Origin of the sequence: Streptomyces sp. NPDC002057 (assembly GCF_040296665.1) — a bacterium.
Classification (GTDB): domain Bacteria; phylum Actinomycetota; class Actinomycetes; order Streptomycetales; family Streptomycetaceae; genus Streptomyces.
In genome coordinates this window covers 34787-48928 of the sequence record NZ_JBEOXR010000020.1, presented here as the reverse complement: position 1 = coordinate 48928, position 14142 = coordinate 34787, and the positions used below count along the sequence as shown (strand labels likewise).

Below are 14142 nucleotides of genomic sequence, written 5' to 3'. Positions count from 1 at the left end.
ACCCTCGTTGCTCTCAACTCCGCGGTACCTCGCGCCGTGCGGCGCACCTCGATACTGCCCGTTCAGTCGTCGATCCATGCCTCGGAAACGGATCGTTGTGACGACGCGTCCTGAGAATTGCGCGCTGCGTGCGGTTCGTCAAGGCCCCCCGGTCTGCGGGGCGCACGGCGAAGATCACCATACTCCGCTCCCGGCGGCCCTCGGGCCCCCCGCCACGCCCTTCCCGGGGAACGCCGAAAGGCGACCACCCACAAGGGTGATCGCCTTTCGGTGCTCCCGCGTTACACGGGGGCAGGAGTCAGCTCAGCGAGCCGAAACGGCCTTACTTGACCGTGACGGAGGCGCCGGCGGCCTTGAGGGACTCGGCAGCCTTCTCGGCGGCCTCCTTCGCGACCTTCTCGAGGACCGGCTTCGGGGTGCCGTCGACGAGGTCCTTGGCCTCCTTGAGGCCCAGGGAGGTGAGCTCGCGCACGACCTTGATGACCTGGATCTTCTTGTCGCCCGCACCCTCGAGGATGACGTCGAACTCGTCCTGCTCCTCGACGGCCTCGGCGGCGGCCGGGGCGCCCGGGCCGGCAACGGCGACGGCCGCGGCGGCGGTGACGTCGAACTTCTCCTCGAAGGCCTTCACGAACTCGGAGAGCTCGATGAGGGTGAGCTCCTCGAACTGGGCGAGGAGTTCGTCCTGGGTGAGCTTCGCCATGATGGGCGATCCTTCCACTAATTCGGCAGGTGCCGGATGTATAGAGAGGCGGGCGTAACGGCCCGCTGCGACCCGCGCACTAGGCGGCGCGGATCAATGCGCGAGCCGAATTACTCGGCACCGCCCTGCTCGGCGAGCTTGACGCGAAGCGCCTCCGCGGTGCGGACGAACTTCGACGGCAGCGCCTGGAAGAGCGAGGCAGCCTGAGACTGCTTGCCCTTGAACGCGCCGGCCAGCTTGCTGAGCAGAACCTCGCGGGACTCGAGGTCCGCGAGCTTCTTGATCTCATCGGCGGAGAGCGCCTTACCATCAAGGACACCGCCCTTGATGATGAGGTTCGGGTTGTCCTTGGCGAAGTCACGCAGGCTCTTCGCCGACTCCACCGGGTCACCGGTGATGAAGGCGACCGCGGTCGGACCAGCGAAGTGCTCGTCCAGCGCGGTGATCCCGGCCTGGTTGGCCGCAATCTTGGTCAGCGTGTTCTTCACCACGGCGTACTGGGCGTTCTCACCGAGCGAACGACGCAGCGTCTTGAGCTGCGCGACGGTGAGACCCCGGTACTCGGTCAGCACGGCGGCGTTCGAGCTGCGGAACTGGTCCTCAAGCTCGGCTACCGCGGCAGCCTTGTCGGGCCTTGCCATAGAGCGTCGGCCTCCTTCCGGGTGATGAGGACCGCTCAGAAGGGGCTGCCACAACAAAAACGCCCCAAGCGCAGGCGCTCGGGGCTCAGCTCAACCGTGTCACAAGGACCAGGGAACTCTTCCACGATCACCTACGCGGGTCGTTCGCGTCTCAGCGAATCCTTCGGCCACCGCACCTTGACGGCACAGTGACGACCAGCGGTCTTTGGCTTCGTCGGAAGAGTACGTGACCGGGTCGCCCCGGGGCAAATCAGCCCTGACCGAGGCCTGCGTCGGCGCCGTCCCCGAGGCCCTCACCGATGCCCTTCAGCATCTCCATGAAGTCGAAGGTGTCCTTGGCCGGCGGTGCCTCGACCGCGGTCTCGGTGCCGTAGTCCGAGTAGAACGCGGTCATGTTCATCGAGCCCTCGGGCATCTTCATGCCGACGACCATCTTGACCGGGTAGCCGTCCCCGTCGACCCAGAGCTCGGTGTCGTAGCCCTTGATCCCGGAGTCCTTCATGGTCGCGACGAGCTTGTCGCGGTCCGCCTCGGGCAGGCCTTCCAGGCCCTTGTTGGCGTCCAGCATGTCCTCGAAGGCGATCGAGCCCTTGTAGTGCTGGGCCTCGACGCCCTCGACCTTCTCCGGGCCTACGTGCTTGATGCCCGGGGCCTCCAGGAGGAGCGCGAGCTGCTGGGCCGGGTCCTGGTTCATGCCGCCCAGGCCCTGGGTCATCTGCTTCTGCAGGGCGGCGTCGCCGGACTCCTTCGCCATCCCGGCGAAGTCCATCTTCATCCAGCGCTTGCCGTCCATCTCGGCGGCCTGCTCGGCGCCCATGTCCATGTACATGACGTTGTCACGCATGATCATGCGGATCTTCTCGGGCATTCCGGCCGCGCCCGCGTCGGCGAACATGCCGCCGGACATGGTCACGTCCATCGCGGCCGGGTTCCAGGCCTGCACCCCGGTCATCGTCGTGGTGCCGGAGCCGAGGCCGGCGCCCTTCATCTCGATCGTCATCCGGATCTTCGCGGCCTTGGCCTCGGAGGTCTTCGCGTACGCGGCCCGGATGACCTTCGTGGCGGCCTCCAGGCTCTGCGTCTGCGGCTTGGCGGGCGATTCGGCCGCCTTCCCGTCGCCGTCCTGACAGCCCGCGACCCCCGTCGCCACGGCCAGGGCCGTCAGGGCGACGCCCGTGCGCTTCCACGTGGACATGTTCATGAGTGTTCCCCACCCCTTGATCAACGTCTTCGTCGTCCCTCGAACCGTAACAAAGAACAGGCCCCCGCCTCTCCGAGGAGAGGCGGGGGCCTGTCGACCACTCAGTGAACCGATGGGGTTCAGACCGCGGCCGGGTCCTCCTCGACGAGGAGGTTGCGGGTGCGGTTGGAGTCCAGCGGGATGCCGGGGCCCATCGTCGTCGTCAGGGTCGCCTTCTTGATGTAGCGGCCCTTGGCGGCGGACGGCTTCAGACGGAGGATCTCCTCCAGAGCCGCGGCGTAGTTCTCGACCAGCTTCGTCTCGTCGAAGGAGACCTTGCCGATGATGAAGTGCAGGTTCGAGTGCTTGTCGACGCGGAACTCGATCTTGCCGCCCTTGATCTCGTTGACGGCCTTCGCGACGTCGGGGGTCACGGTGCCGACCTTGGGGTTCGGCATCAGACCACGCGGGCCGAGGACGCGGCCGAGGCGGCCGACCTTGCCCATGAGGTCCGGGGTGGCCACCACGGCGTCGAACTCGTTCAGGCGGTTGCCCTTGGAGATCTCGTCGATGAGCTCGTCGGAGCCGACGATGTCGGCGCCCGCGGCGATCGCGGCCTCGGCACGGTCACCGGTCGCGAAGACCAGGACCCGGGCGGTCTTGCCGGTGCCGTGCGGAAGGTTCACGGTGCCACGGACCATCTGGTCGGCCTTGCGCGGGTCGACACCCAGGCGGAAGGCGACCTCGACGGTGCCGTCGAACTTCGTGGTGGCGGTGTCCTTGGCGATGCGGACGGCCTCGAGGGGGGCGTAGTTCCGCTCCCGGTCGATCTTGGCGTCCGCGCCGCGGAGAGCCTTGCTGCGCTTCACTTCTGCTCCTGTTGGTTCAGGTATGGAGTCGTGGTGCGGGCCGCGCCGGCCCTACCACTAGGTCACGAGGGGGGTGATCAGCCCTCGACCGTGATGCCCATGGAACGGGCGGTGCCGGCGATGATCTTCGACGCGGCGTCAAGGTCGTTGGCGTTCAGGTCGGGGAGCTTGACCGTGGCGATCTCGCGGACCTGGGCGGCCGTGAGCTTCGCGACCTTGGTCTTGTGCGGCTCGCCGGAGCCCTTGTCCACACCCGCGGCCTTGAGGATCAGCTTGGCGGCCGGCGGAGTCTTGGTGATGAAGGTGAAGGTGCGGTCTTCGTAGACCGTGATCTCCACCGGCACGACCATGCCACGCTGCGACTCGGTCGCGGCGTTGTAGGCCTTGCAGAACTCCATGATGTTGACGCCGTGCTGGCCCAGCGCGGGACCGACCGGCGGGGCCGGGTTGGCCGCACCAGCGTTGATCTGGAGCTTGATAAGCCCCGTGACCTTCTTCTTCTTGGGAGGCATTGCTCTCTCCGGGTCCTAGTGAGAGTGTTCAGCCCGCCATCCGGTCATCCGGATGGAGGCATACCGCACAACGATAACGGGTATAGACGCGCGGCTAAAAACCGAGCAGGTCAGAGCGGCTGCGAGAGCCACTCTGACCTGGTCGGAAACCTATGAGATTCAGTTCTTCTGGATCTGGTCGAAGCTGAGCTCGACCGGGGTCTCGCGACCGAAGATCTCGACGAGGCCCTTGACCTTCTTCGAGTCGGGGTTGATCTCGTTGATCGTCGCCTGGAGGGTGGCGAAGGGGCCGTCGGTGACGGTGACCGAGTCGCCGACCTCGAAGTCCAGGACCTGGACCTCCAGCTTGCGGGCCGGAGCCGGCTTGCCCTCGGCCTCGGCGGCCTCGCGGGCGGCCTTCTCCTCGGCCTCCGGGGCGAGCATCTTGACGATCTCGTCCAGGGTCAGCGGGTACGGGTCGTAGGCGTTGCCCACGAAGCCGGTGACGCCGGGGGTGTTGCGGACGACGCCCCAGGACTCGTTCGTCAGGTCCATGCGGACGAGAACGTAGCCGGGAAGCTTGTTCTGCTTGACGTTCTTCCGCTCGCCGCCCTTGATCTGGACGATCTCTTCCTCGGGGACCTCGGCCTGGTAGATGAAGTCCTCGACGTTGAGCGAGACGGCGCGCTGCTCGAGGTTGGCCTTCACGCGCTTCTCGTAGCCCGCGTAGGTGTGGATGACGTACCACTCGCCGGGGAGGGTGCGCAGCTCCTCGCGGAGCGCGGCGACCGGGTCGACCGGGGCGGCCGGCTCGGCCTCCTCGTCGGTCTCTTCCTCGGCGTCCTCGTCCTCGGCGTCCTCGGTGTCCTCGTCCTCGACGGTCTCGTCGTCGTCGCCCTCGGCGTCGTCGGCGTCCTCGTCGGTCTCCGGCTCGTCCTGGTCCTCGTCCTCGATCTCGAGGGCGGCTTCCTCGGCGGCCTCGCCGGCAGCGTCGTCAGCAGCGTCGGCCTGGTCCTCGTCGGCGGCCTCGACGATGTCCAGCTCGTCCTCGACGGACTCGGACTCGAAGGCGTCGTTCAGGTTCGCGTCAGACACGGTGGCTGCTTCTTCCTGCGATACAGATGGGGTGGAACAAAAAGTCAGCCGAAGACGTACTTGACTGCTTCCTGGAAGCCATAGTCAATCACGGTAACGAGGCCGATCATGATGACGACGAAGATGATCACCACGGTGGTGTACGTCGACAGCTGGCTGCGCGTGGGCCAGACGACCTTGCGGAGCTCTGCGACGATCTGTCGGTAGAAGAGCGCGAGACGGCCCAGGGGGCCCTTCTTTCCGCGCTTGCCGCCCTTACGGGACTTCTTCTTCGACTCGGAGGCCTCGTCATCGGCATCAGGCATGTCGATGGAGCCTACGGCGTCCGTCACGATCTCTCACCTGATTCCGGGTCGGCCGTGCCGCGCCCGGGATGGAGCCGCACGGCGGTGCAATGAAGTACGTACATGCGCACAACACCTGGCGGTGTGTGTAGCAGGGCCGGAGGGACTTGAACCCCCAACCGCCGGTTTTGGAGACCGGTGCTCTACCAATTGAGCTACGACCCTTTGTTGGTGTCCCTCAACCTACCGCATCGTGAGATGTGGTCGGTGCGGGCCAACGAGCAGTGAGCATACGTGGTCGGAGGGCCCCGCGTCGAACAGGAACCGCGACCGACCTGCTGTCGGACGCGCGTACGACCGGGAATGACCGTTCCTGTCCGGTCCGTGAAACCTGTGTGCCGGGCCTTGAAGCGGTCTGGGACGATGGGCCGTATGAGCGCTGCTACCCCTCCCACCGAGCGTCGGGTCTCCGCCCGGATCGGTGCGATCTCCGAGTCCGCCACCCTCGCCGTCGACGCCAAGGCCAAGGCCCTCAAGGCCGCCGGGCGCCCGGTGATCGGTTTCGGCGCCGGTGAGCCCGACTTCCCGACCCCGGACTACATCGTCGACGCGGCCGTCGAGGCCTGCAAGAACCCGAAGTACCACCGCTACACGCCGGCCGGCGGTCTGCCGGAGCTGAAGTCCGCCATCGCCGCCAAGACGCTGCGCGACTCCGGCTACGAGGTGGACGCCTCCCAGGTCCTGGTGACCAACGGCGGCAAGCAGGCCATCTACGAGGCGTTCGCCGCGATCCTCGACCCGGGCGACGAGGTCATCGTCCCGGCGCCGTACTGGACGACGTACCCCGAGTCGATCCGCCTCGCGGGCGGTGTCCCGGTGGAGGTCGTGGCCGACGAGACCACCGGCTACCGGGTCTCCGTCGAGCAGCTGGAGGCGGCCCGCACCGAGCGGACCAAGGTCGTCCTCTTCGTCTCGCCGTCCAACCCGACCGGCGCGGTGTACCCCGAGGCCGACGCCGAGGCGATCGGCCGCTGGGCCGTCGAGCACGGCCTGTGGGTCCTGACCGACGAGATCTACGAGCACCTGGTCTACGGCGACGCGAAGTTCACCTCGCTCCCCGCGATCGTCCCCGAGCTGCGCGACAAGTGCATCGTGGTCAACGGTGTGGCGAAGACGTACGCGATGACGGGCTGGCGCGTCGGGTGGATCGTGGGCCCGAAGGACGTCGTGAAGGCCGCGACGAACCTGCAGTCGCACGCCACGTCCAACGTGAGCAACGTGGCGCAGATCGCCGCCCTCGCCGCCGTCTCGGGGAACCTGGACGCCGTCGCGGAGATGCGCACCGCCTTCGACCGGCGCCGCCAGACCATCGTGCGGATGCTGAACGAGATCGAGGGCGTGTACTGCCCGACGCCGGAGGGCGCGTTCTACGCGTACCCGTCGGTGAAGGGGCTGCTCGGCAAGGAGATCCGCGGCAAGCGTCCGCAGACCTCGGTCGAGCTGGCCGCCCTGATCCTCGACGAGGCCGAGGTCGCGGTCGTCCCGGGCGAGGCCTTCGGCACGCCGGGCTACCTGCGCCTGTCGTACGCGCTGGGCGACGAGGACCTGGTGGAGGGCGTGTCCCGCGTCCAGAAGCTCCTCGCCGAGGCGACCGACTGAGCGGTCCCCGCATCCGGTGACACCGGGCCCCTGGTTCTTCGGAACCGGGGGCCCGTTTTTGCGTTCTAGCAAGGTCCCGATCGGGGAAAGGGGGTGCCCTGGTCCATTCGGGTGCGGCAGGATCGATCGATGCAGGCCTTTTCAGAGGGACACCCCCCGAACCCCCCGAACGACTACCGCGATCTCACCCTGTTGCCCAAGGCCCATCTGCACCTGCACTTCACCGGTTCGATGCGGCCCACGACCCTCATCGAGCTGGCCGACAAGTACGGCGTGCACCTTCCCGAGGCGCTGAGCAGCGGTACGCCTCCCAGACTGCGGGCGACGGACGAGCGCGGCTGGTTCCGCTTCCAGCGGCTGTACGACATCGCCCGCTCCTGCCTCCGCTCCCCCGAGGACATCCAGCGGCTCGTCCGCGAGGCGGCCCAGGAGGACGTCAGGGACGGTTCGGGGTGGCTGGAGATCCAGGTCGACCCCACCTCGTACGCCCCGCACCTGGGCGGGCTCATCCCGGCCCTGGAGATCATCCTGGACGCGGTCGCGGCGGCCTCCCGGGAGACCGGACTCGGGATGCGGGTGCTCGTCGCGGCGAACCGGATGAAGCACCCCCTGGAGGCCCGTACGCTCGCCCGGCTCGCGGTCCGGTTCGCGGACCGGGGCGTGGTCGGCTTCGGGCTCTCCAACGACGAGCGCCGGGGCATGGCGCGGGACTTCGACCGGGCCTTCGCCATCGCCCGCGAGGGCGGACTGCTCGCGGCCCCGCACGGCGGCGAGCTGACGGGCCCCGCCTCGGTACGCGACTGCCTGGACGACCTGCGGGCGGCGCGGGTCGGTCACGGGGTGCGGTCGGCGGAGGACCCGCGGCTCCTCCGCAAGCTCGCGGAGCGCGGGGTGACCTGCGAGGTCTGCCCGGCGTCGAACGTGGCCCTGGGGGTGTACGAGAAGCACGAGGACGTACCGCTGCGGACCCTCTTCGAGGCGGGGGTGCCGATGGCACTCGGCGCGGACGACCCGCTGCTCTTCGGGTCACGGCTCGCGGCGCAGTACGAGATCGCCCGCCGGCACCACGGGTTCACGGACGCGGAGCTGGCGGAGCTGGCCCGGCAGTCGGTGCGGGGCTCGGCCGCGCCGCAGGGCATCCGGGCGAAGCTGCTCGCGGGGATCGACGATTGGATCGCTAACTGATCCCCCGGATCAGCGTGCGGGCGATCGAGCGGGCGAAGTCGTCGAGGGAGTCGGGCGGTCTGCGGTCCGGGCTCGCCTCCCAGACGAAGGCGCGCTGGACGCAGGCGCCGAGGAGCAGGGACGCGGCGGCCAACGGGTCGGCGTCGGCGGCGATGCGGCCGTGCCGCTGCTCGGCGCGCAGATAGGCGGCGAGGCCTTCGACAGGCTTGTGGGGTCCGCTGCCGTAGGTGCGCATGGCCTCCTCGTGGCGCTGCTTGAGCTGCGGCTCCGCGTAGAGGGAGGCGAGGACCGGGAAGGTCTGCTCGTAGAAGAGGGCGGCCCGGCGGGCGATCTCGGTGAGGTTCTCCTCGACGGTACGGCCGCCGGGGTCGGCGACGAGCGTGCCCAGGAGTCCGCCCAGCTGGGGAAGGCGCTCGCCGAGGACGGCGAGGAAGAGCTCCTCCTTGCTGGTGAAGTACTTGTAGAGCGCGGCCTCCGAGCAGCCCGCGGCCCTGGCGATCTCCTTGGTCGTGGTGCGGGCGAGCCCCACGGACCCCATGAGGTCGCGGGCGGCGTCGACGATCCGTACCCGGGTCGGCTTCTGTTCCATGCATCCTCCAGCCACGCTTGACGCGTGAGTGAGTATCCACCCACCCTGGGGTGAGTGAACACTTACCCACCCCGGGAGGGTGCGACATGAAGCTCACAGTCTTCGGTGCGACCGGCGGCATCGGCCGGGAGATCGTCGGCCAGGCGCTGGCCTCGGGCCACGAGGTGACGGCGGTGGTGCGGAACCCGGCGGGGCTCACGGCGTCCGGCGCCCGGCTCACGGTCCTCCGCGCCGATCTGACCGACCCCGAGGAACTGCGCGGGGCGGTCAAGGGCCGGGACGCGGTCCTCTCGGGTCTCGGGGCCCGCGGCCGGCGGGACGCGGGCGTCGCCGCCCGGCTGACCCGCTCGGTGCTCACGGCCATGGAGGCGGAGAAGGTGCGGCGCCTGCTGGTGGTCAGCGCGGCCCCGCTCGGCCCGGTCCCGGACGGTCAGGCCCTGGTCGACAGAGCCGTCCTCGCGATCGTCAACTCCGTCCTGAAGGACACTTACGACGACCTGCGGGTCATGGAGTCGGACCTCGCCGCCAGCACCGCGGACTGGACCTCCGTACGCCCGCCCAAGCTGACGGACCAGCAGGTCACCGGGCGCTACCGCACGGTCGTCGGCGGCACCCCGCCCCGCGGCAGGTCGCTCGCGCGCGCGGACGTGGCCCACGCGATGCTGGCGATGATCGACGACCCGGCGACGGTCAAGCAGGGTGTGGGCGTCGCCTACTAGGGCACGTCCGTCAGAGCGCGACGCCCACCGTGACGGGCTCGTTGACGAGGGTGATCCCGAAGGCCTCGTGGACCCCGGCGACGACCTCGCGGGCGAGCGCGAGCAGGTCCTCGGTGGTCGCCTCGCCCCGGTTGGTCAGGGCGAGCGTGTGCTTGGTGGAGATCCGCGCGGGCCCGGAGCCGTACCCCTTGGTGAACCCGGCCCGGTCGATCAGCCAGGCGGCGGAGGTCTTCACCGCGCCGTCCCCGCCCGCGGGGAAGGCCGGCGGGGTGACGTCCGCGCCGAGCCGCCCGGCCACGCGCGCGAGGAAGTCGTCGTACTCCGCCGCCGTGAGGATCGGGTTGGTGAAGAAGGAGCCCGCGGACCAGGTGTCGTGGTCCTCCGGGTCCAGGACCATGCCCTTGCCGGCGCGCAGCGCGAGGACGGTCTCACGGGCCTTCGCGAGCGGCACCCGCTCGCCGGCCTCGACGCCGAGGGTCCGGGCGGTCTCCGCGTACTTGATCGGGGCGGACAGCCCGTCCGCGTCCTCCAGCTCGAAGCGGACCCGCAGCACCACGTACCGCTCGGGGTGGTCCTTGAAGAGGCTGTGCCGGTACGAGAAGGCGCACTCGGCGTTGGTGAGGGTGACGGTCTCCTCGGTGCGCCGGTCGTAGGCGACGACCTCGGTCACGGTGGCGGAGACGTCCTGGCCGTACGCGCCGACGTTCTGGATCGGTGTCGCACCGGCCGAACCGGGGATGCCGGCCAGGCACTCGATCCCGGCGAGTCCGGCCTCGACGGTCCGGGCGACGGCATCGGTCCAGACCTCGCCGGCGGCGAGCTCCAGCCGGGTCCCGTCGAGGGAGAAGCCGGTGGTGGCGATCCGCAGCGCGGTGCCGTCGAAGCCCTTGTCCCCGATGACGAGGTTGGAGCCGCCGCCGATGATCAGCAGCGGCGTCCCCGCGGCGTCGGCCTCGCGGACGGCCGCGACCACCTCGTCGTCGGTGGTGGCGGTGACCAGCCGGGTGGCGGGACCGCCGAGCCGGAAGGTGGTCAGGGGCGCGAGGGGGGCGTCGTGGAGAGGCTGCACGCGCTCAAGAGTACTTATCCATTGCGCACGCAATGGATAAGTACTCCCGTCGGCGTCAGGCGAGCGCGACCACGGCCCGGCTCATCCCGAGCACCTTCTGCCCGGCGCACATGGCGATGAGGTCGACCCGCACCCGCTGGTCGTCCAGCTTGGCGGCGACCTTGGCGCTGACCTCGACGGTGGCGCCGAGGTCGTCGTTGGGGACGACGACGGGCCTGGTGAAGCGGACGCCGTACTCGACGACGGCGGCGGGGTCGCCGGCCCAGTCGGTGACGACGCGGATCGCCTCGGCCATGGTGAACATGCCGTGGGCGATGACGTCGGGGAGGCCGACCTCCACCGCGAACTTCTCGTTCCAGTGGATGGGGTTGAAGTCCCCGGAGGCGCCGGCGTACCGGACGAGCGTGGCGCGCGTCACGGGAAAGGTCTGCGCGGGCAGCTCGGTGCCGACCTCGACCTCGTCGTAGCTGATCTTCGCGGTCATGGTCAGGCCCCCTCGGGTGCGCGGGAGACGAGCTTGGTCCAGGCGGTCACGACGTGCTCGCCGGAGGCGTCGTGGACCTCGCCGCGGATGTCCAGGATGTCGTTGCCCGCCATGGACTTGATCGCCTCGATGGTGGAGGTGACCGAGAGCCGGTCCCCGGCGCGTACCGGCCGGGTGTAGGCGAACTTCTGGTCGCCGTGGACGACCCGGCTGTAGTCGAGGCCCAGCTGCGGGTCCTCGATCACGGCGCCGGCCGCCTTGAACGTGATGGCGAACACGAAGGTGGGCGGGGCGATCACATCGGAATGCCCGAGCGCCTTGGCCGCCTCGATGTCGGTGTACGCGGGATTGGCGTCGCCGATCGCCTCGGCGAACTCGCGGATCTTCTCGCGGCCGACCTCGTAGGGCGGGGTGGGCGGATAGGTCCGACCCACGAAGGACTGGTCGAGCGCCATGGACTCGATACCTCCTGGATTTGTTGCCGACAAACGACACGAGGCCGCCCCCGGGTGGGGACGGCCTCGTGTACGAGCCTGATTAGCGCGTCTCGCGGTGCGCCGTGTGAGAGTTGCAGCGAGGGCAGTGCTTCTTCATCTCAAGACGGTCCGGGTTGTTACGCCGGTTCTTCTTGGTGATGTAGTTCCGCTCCTTGCACTCCACGCAGGCCAGCGTGATCTTCGGGCGGACGTCGGTGGCAGCCACGTGAGTGCTCCTTGGACGGACGGTGGGACGGATGAACGCATAAAAGGGTAGCCGATCGAAGGACCGACCCCGCAATCGGCTACCGTGTGTAGCGGTGACCGGACTTGAACCGGTGACACAGCGATTATGAGCCGCTTGCTCTACCGACTGAGCTACACCGCTTTGATGATCCGGATCCCACCCGAGGGTGGGTTCCTTCTCACCAGAGCCCCAATACGGAATCGAACCGTAGACCTTCTCCTTACCATGGAGACGCTCTACCGACTGAGCTATTGGGGCGAGCGAGGAAGACATTACACGGTCCCCGGCCCATCGCCCAAATCCGTTTCGCGGGCCCCGCCCGACGGTCCTCACCAGGCGTCACGTACGCCACTCGTGGCCTCATCGGTACGACTATTGCGCTCCTCCTCGAAGCTCGGGGCGAGCGCCCCTAGGCTCGGCCCACGCTGCGTGATCTTGATCTTGAGGAGCCTTGAGGAGCCCCGTGTCAGCCGAAAGCAAGCAGCCCCAGCCGCCCGACGACGGGGCCGCCACCACCGCCGACTCGACCTCGCTGCTGCTCTCCCACGCGCGGCTCACCGACGGACGGACCGTGGACGTCCGGCTCGTCGGCGGCCGCATCGAGGCGGTCGGCACGGCCGGCAGCCTCACCGCCGTGGGCGCGCGCGTGGACCTCACCGGCTATCTGCTGCTGCCCGCCGCCGCCGAACCCCACGCCCACGCCGACACCGCGCTCTCCGCCGACTCCCCCGGGCCCGTCTCGTACGCCCCCGAGGACGTGCAGCGCCGGGCCACCGAGGCGGCGCTGCTCCAGCTCGGCCACGGCTCGACCGCGCAACGCGCGCACGTGCGGATCGGCGACGTGCACGCGCTCGGCCCGCTCGAAGCCGTCCTCCAGGCCCGGCGCTCGCTGCGCGGCCTGGTGGACCTGACCGCGGTCGCGGTGCCCCGGCTGCTCACCGGGGTGGCCGGAGCGGACGGACTGGCGATGTTGCGGGACGCGGTGAAGATGGGCGCCGGAGTGGTCGGCGGCTGTCCGGACCTCGACCCGGACCCGGCCGGATACGTGGAGGCGGTCCTGGAGGTCGCGGCCGAGCACGGCGTCCCGGTCGACCTGCACACGGACGGGGACGACCCGGCCCGGCTGGCCCGGCTCGCGGCGATGGCCGGCGGGCTGCGGCCCGGGGTGACGATCGGACCGTGCGCGGGGCTCGGGCGGCTCCCCGCCGACGCGGCGCGGCGGACGGCGGACGGTCTGGCGGCGGCCGGGGTGACGGTGGTGTGTCTGCCGCAGGGTGGCTGCGGGGGAACCGAGCGGCGCGGGGCGGCGCCGGTGCGGCTGCTGCGGGCGGCCGGGGTGCGGGTCGCGGCCGGCAGCGGGGCGCTGCGGGACGTGGCCAATCCGGTGGGGCGCGGCGATCCGCTGGAGGCGGCGTACCTGCTCGCCTCGCTGGGCGGGCTGCCGCCCGAGGAGGCGTACGCGGCGGTGAGCGCGGAGGCGCGGGCCGCGATGGGGCTGCCGGAGGTGCGGGTGGAGGCCGGTTTCCCGGCGGAGCTGCTCGCGGTGCGGGGTGAGCGCCTGGCGGGCGTGCTGTCCCTGGCGTACAGCCGGATCGTGGTGCACCGGGGCCGGGTGGTGGCCCGAACGAGCGCGGTGCGGGAGTACTGCGACTCGGCGGCGGCGCTCGATCTGCCGCGCCAGGCGCGCCCGGAGCGGCCGCCCGAGCCGGGAAGCCCTCCGGCCGGTCCCGTCGTACGGTCGTGAGTATGCGCATCGTCATCGCTGGAGGACACGGACAGATCGCCCTGCGCCTGGAGAGGCTGCTCTCGGCGGGCGGGCACGAGGTCGCGGGGATCATCCGCAGACCGGAGCAGGCGGGAGACCTGCGGGACGCGGGGGCGGAACCCGTCGTCCTGGACCTGGAGTCGGCGTCGGTGGAGATGGTCGCCGCGGTGCTGCAGGGCGCCGACGCGGCGGTCTTCGCGGCGGGCGCGGGCCCCGGGAGCACCGTGGACCGCAAGGACACGGTGGACCGCGCGGCGGCGGTGCTGTTCGCCGACGCGGCGGTACGGGCGGGCGTGCGCCGCTACCTCGTCGTCTCCTCGATGGGCGCGGACGCGACCCACCCGGGCGACGAGGTCTTCGACGTCTATCTGCGCGCCAAGGGCGCGGCCGACGACGAGGTCCGCTCGCGTACGGCCCTGGACTGGACGATCCTGCGCCCCGGCAGCCTCACGAACGACGCGGGTACCGGTCTGGTCCGCCTGGAGGCCCGCACGGGCCGCGGGCCGGTCCCGCGCGACGACGTGGCCGCGACCCTCGCGGAACTCCTGGACACCCCGGCGACGGCCGGCCTGACGCTGGAACTGATCGCGGGCTCGACGCCGCTCTCGGTGGCGGTGAAGGACGTGGCCGGAAACTGACCCGGACAACGCGAGAAGGTCCCCGGTGCAAGCACCGGGGACCTTCCG

The 14142-nt window shown here is 69.9% G+C and carries 17 protein-coding genes and 3 tRNA genes; 5 read left to right on the top strand and 15 right to left on the bottom strand.

Features of this window, described 5'->3' with window-relative positions:
• Positions 1–322 precede the first annotated feature (322 nt).
• The 8 genes from rplL to ABT129_RS17870 all read right to left on the bottom strand — a co-directional run bounded on the left by rplL (position 323) and on the right by ABT129_RS17870 (position 5488).
• Positions 323–703 (bottom strand): 50S ribosomal protein L7/L12, encoded by a 381-nt coding sequence (gene rplL, locus ABT129_RS17905; protein WP_351901912.1) that lies wholly within the window; start codon positions 701–703, stop codon positions 323–325.
• 110 nt (positions 704–813) lie between these two features.
• The gene (gene rplJ / locus ABT129_RS17900; RefSeq protein WP_315891554.1) at positions 814–1344 is read right to left on the bottom strand and encodes a 50S ribosomal protein L10; all 531 of its coding nucleotides are present in this window, start codon (positions 1342–1344) and stop codon (positions 814–816) included.
• Between the two features lie 250 nt (positions 1345–1594).
• The gene (locus ABT129_RS17895) at positions 1595–2545 is read right to left on the bottom strand and encodes an SCO4651 family lipoprotein (RefSeq protein ID WP_351901910.1); all 951 of its coding nucleotides are present in this window, start codon (positions 2543–2545) and stop codon (positions 1595–1597) included.
• A gap of 119 nt (positions 2546–2664) precedes the next feature.
• Positions 2665–3393: a 50S ribosomal protein L1 gene (rplA, locus tag ABT129_RS17890; protein WP_351901908.1), complete on the bottom strand. Its 729-nt coding sequence runs from the start codon at positions 3391–3393 to the stop codon at positions 2665–2667.
• A gap of 77 nt (positions 3394–3470) precedes the next feature.
• Positions 3471–3905 carry a 50S ribosomal protein L11 gene (gene rplK, locus ABT129_RS17885; RefSeq protein WP_015035536.1) on the bottom strand — a complete coding sequence of 145 codons (435 nt, stop codon included), beginning with the start codon at positions 3903–3905 and terminating at the stop codon, positions 3471–3473.
• Positions 3906–4064: 159 nt separating this feature from the next.
• Positions 4065–4979, bottom strand: coding sequence for a transcription termination/antitermination protein NusG (gene nusG, locus ABT129_RS17880; protein WP_351901905.1), 915 nt, complete (start codon positions 4977–4979; stop codon positions 4065–4067).
• 44 nt (positions 4980–5023) lie between these two features.
• Positions 5024–5311, bottom strand: coding sequence for a preprotein translocase subunit SecE (gene secE / locus ABT129_RS17875; protein ID WP_351901903.1), 288 nt, complete (start codon positions 5309–5311; stop codon positions 5024–5026).
• A gap of 104 nt (positions 5312–5415) precedes the next feature.
• Positions 5416–5488 (bottom strand) — tRNA-Trp (locus ABT129_RS17870).
• A gap of 207 nt (positions 5489–5695) precedes the next feature.
• On the opposite strand from ABT129_RS17870, the gene ABT129_RS17865 reads away from it, so the two are divergent.
• A complete protein-coding gene (locus ABT129_RS17865; protein WP_351901901.1) occupies positions 5696–6922 on the top strand; it encodes a pyridoxal phosphate-dependent aminotransferase in 1227 nt (408 codons plus the stop codon).
• 129 nt (positions 6923–7051) lie between these two features.
• Complete coding sequence (locus ABT129_RS17860; protein WP_351901899.1) at positions 7052–8107, top strand: adenosine deaminase; 1056 nt, start codon at positions 7052–7054, stop codon at positions 8105–8107.
• Here the strand turns inward: ABT129_RS17860 and ABT129_RS17855 are convergent.
• Positions 8100–8696 (bottom strand): TetR/AcrR family transcriptional regulator, encoded by a 597-nt coding sequence (locus tag ABT129_RS17855; RefSeq protein ID WP_351901897.1) that lies wholly within the window; start codon positions 8694–8696, stop codon positions 8100–8102. The genes ABT129_RS17860 and ABT129_RS17855 overlap by 8 nt on opposite strands.
• Before the next feature lie 86 nt (positions 8697–8782).
• Between ABT129_RS17855 and ABT129_RS17850 the strand changes: the two genes are divergently transcribed.
• Entirely contained in the window at positions 8783–9415 is a 633-nt protein-coding gene (locus ABT129_RS17850; RefSeq protein WP_351901895.1) for an NAD(P)-dependent oxidoreductase, read from the top strand.
• 10 nt (positions 9416–9425) lie between these two features.
• On the opposite strand, the gene ABT129_RS17845 is transcribed toward ABT129_RS17850, so the two are convergent.
• From ABT129_RS17845 to ABT129_RS17820, 6 genes are all read right to left on the bottom strand, one after another.
• Positions 9426–10502 carry a UDP-N-acetylmuramate dehydrogenase gene (locus ABT129_RS17845; protein WP_351902012.1) on the bottom strand — a complete coding sequence of 359 codons (1077 nt, stop codon included), beginning with the start codon at positions 10500–10502 and terminating at the stop codon, positions 9426–9428.
• Positions 10503–10539: 37 nt separating this feature from the next.
• Complete coding sequence (locus ABT129_RS17840) at positions 10540–10968, bottom strand: MaoC family dehydratase (RefSeq protein ID WP_351901893.1); 429 nt, start codon at positions 10966–10968, stop codon at positions 10540–10542.
• A gap of 2 nt (positions 10969–10970) precedes the next feature.
• The gene (locus ABT129_RS17835; RefSeq protein WP_351901891.1) at positions 10971–11423 is read right to left on the bottom strand and encodes an FAS1-like dehydratase domain-containing protein; all 453 of its coding nucleotides are present in this window, start codon (positions 11421–11423) and stop codon (positions 10971–10973) included.
• Positions 11424–11505: 82 nt separating this feature from the next.
• Complete coding sequence (rpmG, locus tag ABT129_RS17830) at positions 11506–11670, bottom strand: 50S ribosomal protein L33 (protein WP_003956487.1); 165 nt, start codon at positions 11668–11670, stop codon at positions 11506–11508.
• 89 nt (positions 11671–11759) lie between these two features.
• Positions 11760–11832, bottom strand: a tRNA-Met gene (locus ABT129_RS17825).
• A gap of 44 nt (positions 11833–11876) precedes the next feature.
• Positions 11877–11949: transfer RNA gene (locus ABT129_RS17820), tRNA-Thr, on the bottom strand.
• 205 nt (positions 11950–12154) lie between these two features.
• On the opposite strand from ABT129_RS17820, the gene ABT129_RS17815 reads away from it, so the two are divergent.
• Both ABT129_RS17815 and ABT129_RS17810 read left to right on the top strand, forming a co-directional pair.
• Positions 12155–13435, top strand: a complete 1281-nt coding sequence (locus ABT129_RS17815; RefSeq protein ID WP_351901889.1) for an amidohydrolase family protein — start codon at positions 12155–12157, stop codon at positions 13433–13435.
• Between the two features lie 2 nt (positions 13436–13437).
• Positions 13438–14094 carry an NAD(P)H-binding protein gene (locus ABT129_RS17810; protein WP_351901887.1) on the top strand — a complete coding sequence of 219 codons (657 nt, stop codon included), beginning with the start codon at positions 13438–13440 and terminating at the stop codon, positions 14092–14094.
• Positions 14095–14142 lie beyond the last annotated feature (48 nt).

Excerpts from the sequence above, each read along its gene's own strand:
- ABT129_RS17855 (WP_351901897.1), bottom strand. The coding sequence starts at position 8,696 with ATGGAACAGAAGCCGACCCGGGTACGGATCGTCGACGCCGCCCGCGAC.
- ABT129_RS17865 (WP_351901901.1), top strand. The coding sequence starts at position 5,696 with ATGAGCGCTGCTACCCCTCCCACCGAGCGTCGGGTCTCCGCCCGGATC.
- ABT129_RS17840 (WP_351901893.1), bottom strand. The coding sequence starts at position 10,968 with ATGACCGCGAAGATCAGCTACGACGAGGTCGAGGTCGGCACCGAGCTG.
- rplK (WP_015035536.1), bottom strand. The coding sequence starts at position 3,905 with ATGCCTCCCAAGAAGAAGAAGGTCACGGGGCTTATCAAGCTCCAGATC.
- rplL (WP_351901912.1), bottom strand. The coding sequence starts at position 703 with ATGGCGAAGCTCACCCAGGACGAACTCCTCGCCCAGTTCGAGGAGCTC.
- ABT129_RS17895 (WP_351901910.1), bottom strand. The coding sequence starts at position 2,545 with ATGAACATGTCCACGTGGAAGCGCACGGGCGTCGCCCTGACGGCCCTG.
- ABT129_RS17850 (WP_351901895.1), top strand. The coding sequence starts at position 8,783 with ATGAAGCTCACAGTCTTCGGTGCGACCGGCGGCATCGGCCGGGAGATC.
- rplJ (WP_315891554.1), bottom strand. The coding sequence starts at position 1,344 with ATGGCAAGGCCCGACAAGGCTGCCGCGGTAGCCGAGCTTGAGGACCAG.
- ABT129_RS17835 (WP_351901891.1), bottom strand. The coding sequence starts at position 11,423 with ATGGCGCTCGACCAGTCCTTCGTGGGTCGGACCTATCCGCCCACCCCG.
- ABT129_RS17860 (WP_351901899.1), top strand. The coding sequence starts at position 7,052 with ATGCAGGCCTTTTCAGAGGGACACCCCCCGAACCCCCCGAACGACTAC.
- ABT129_RS17810 (WP_351901887.1), top strand. The coding sequence starts at position 13,438 with ATGCGCATCGTCATCGCTGGAGGACACGGACAGATCGCCCTGCGCCTG.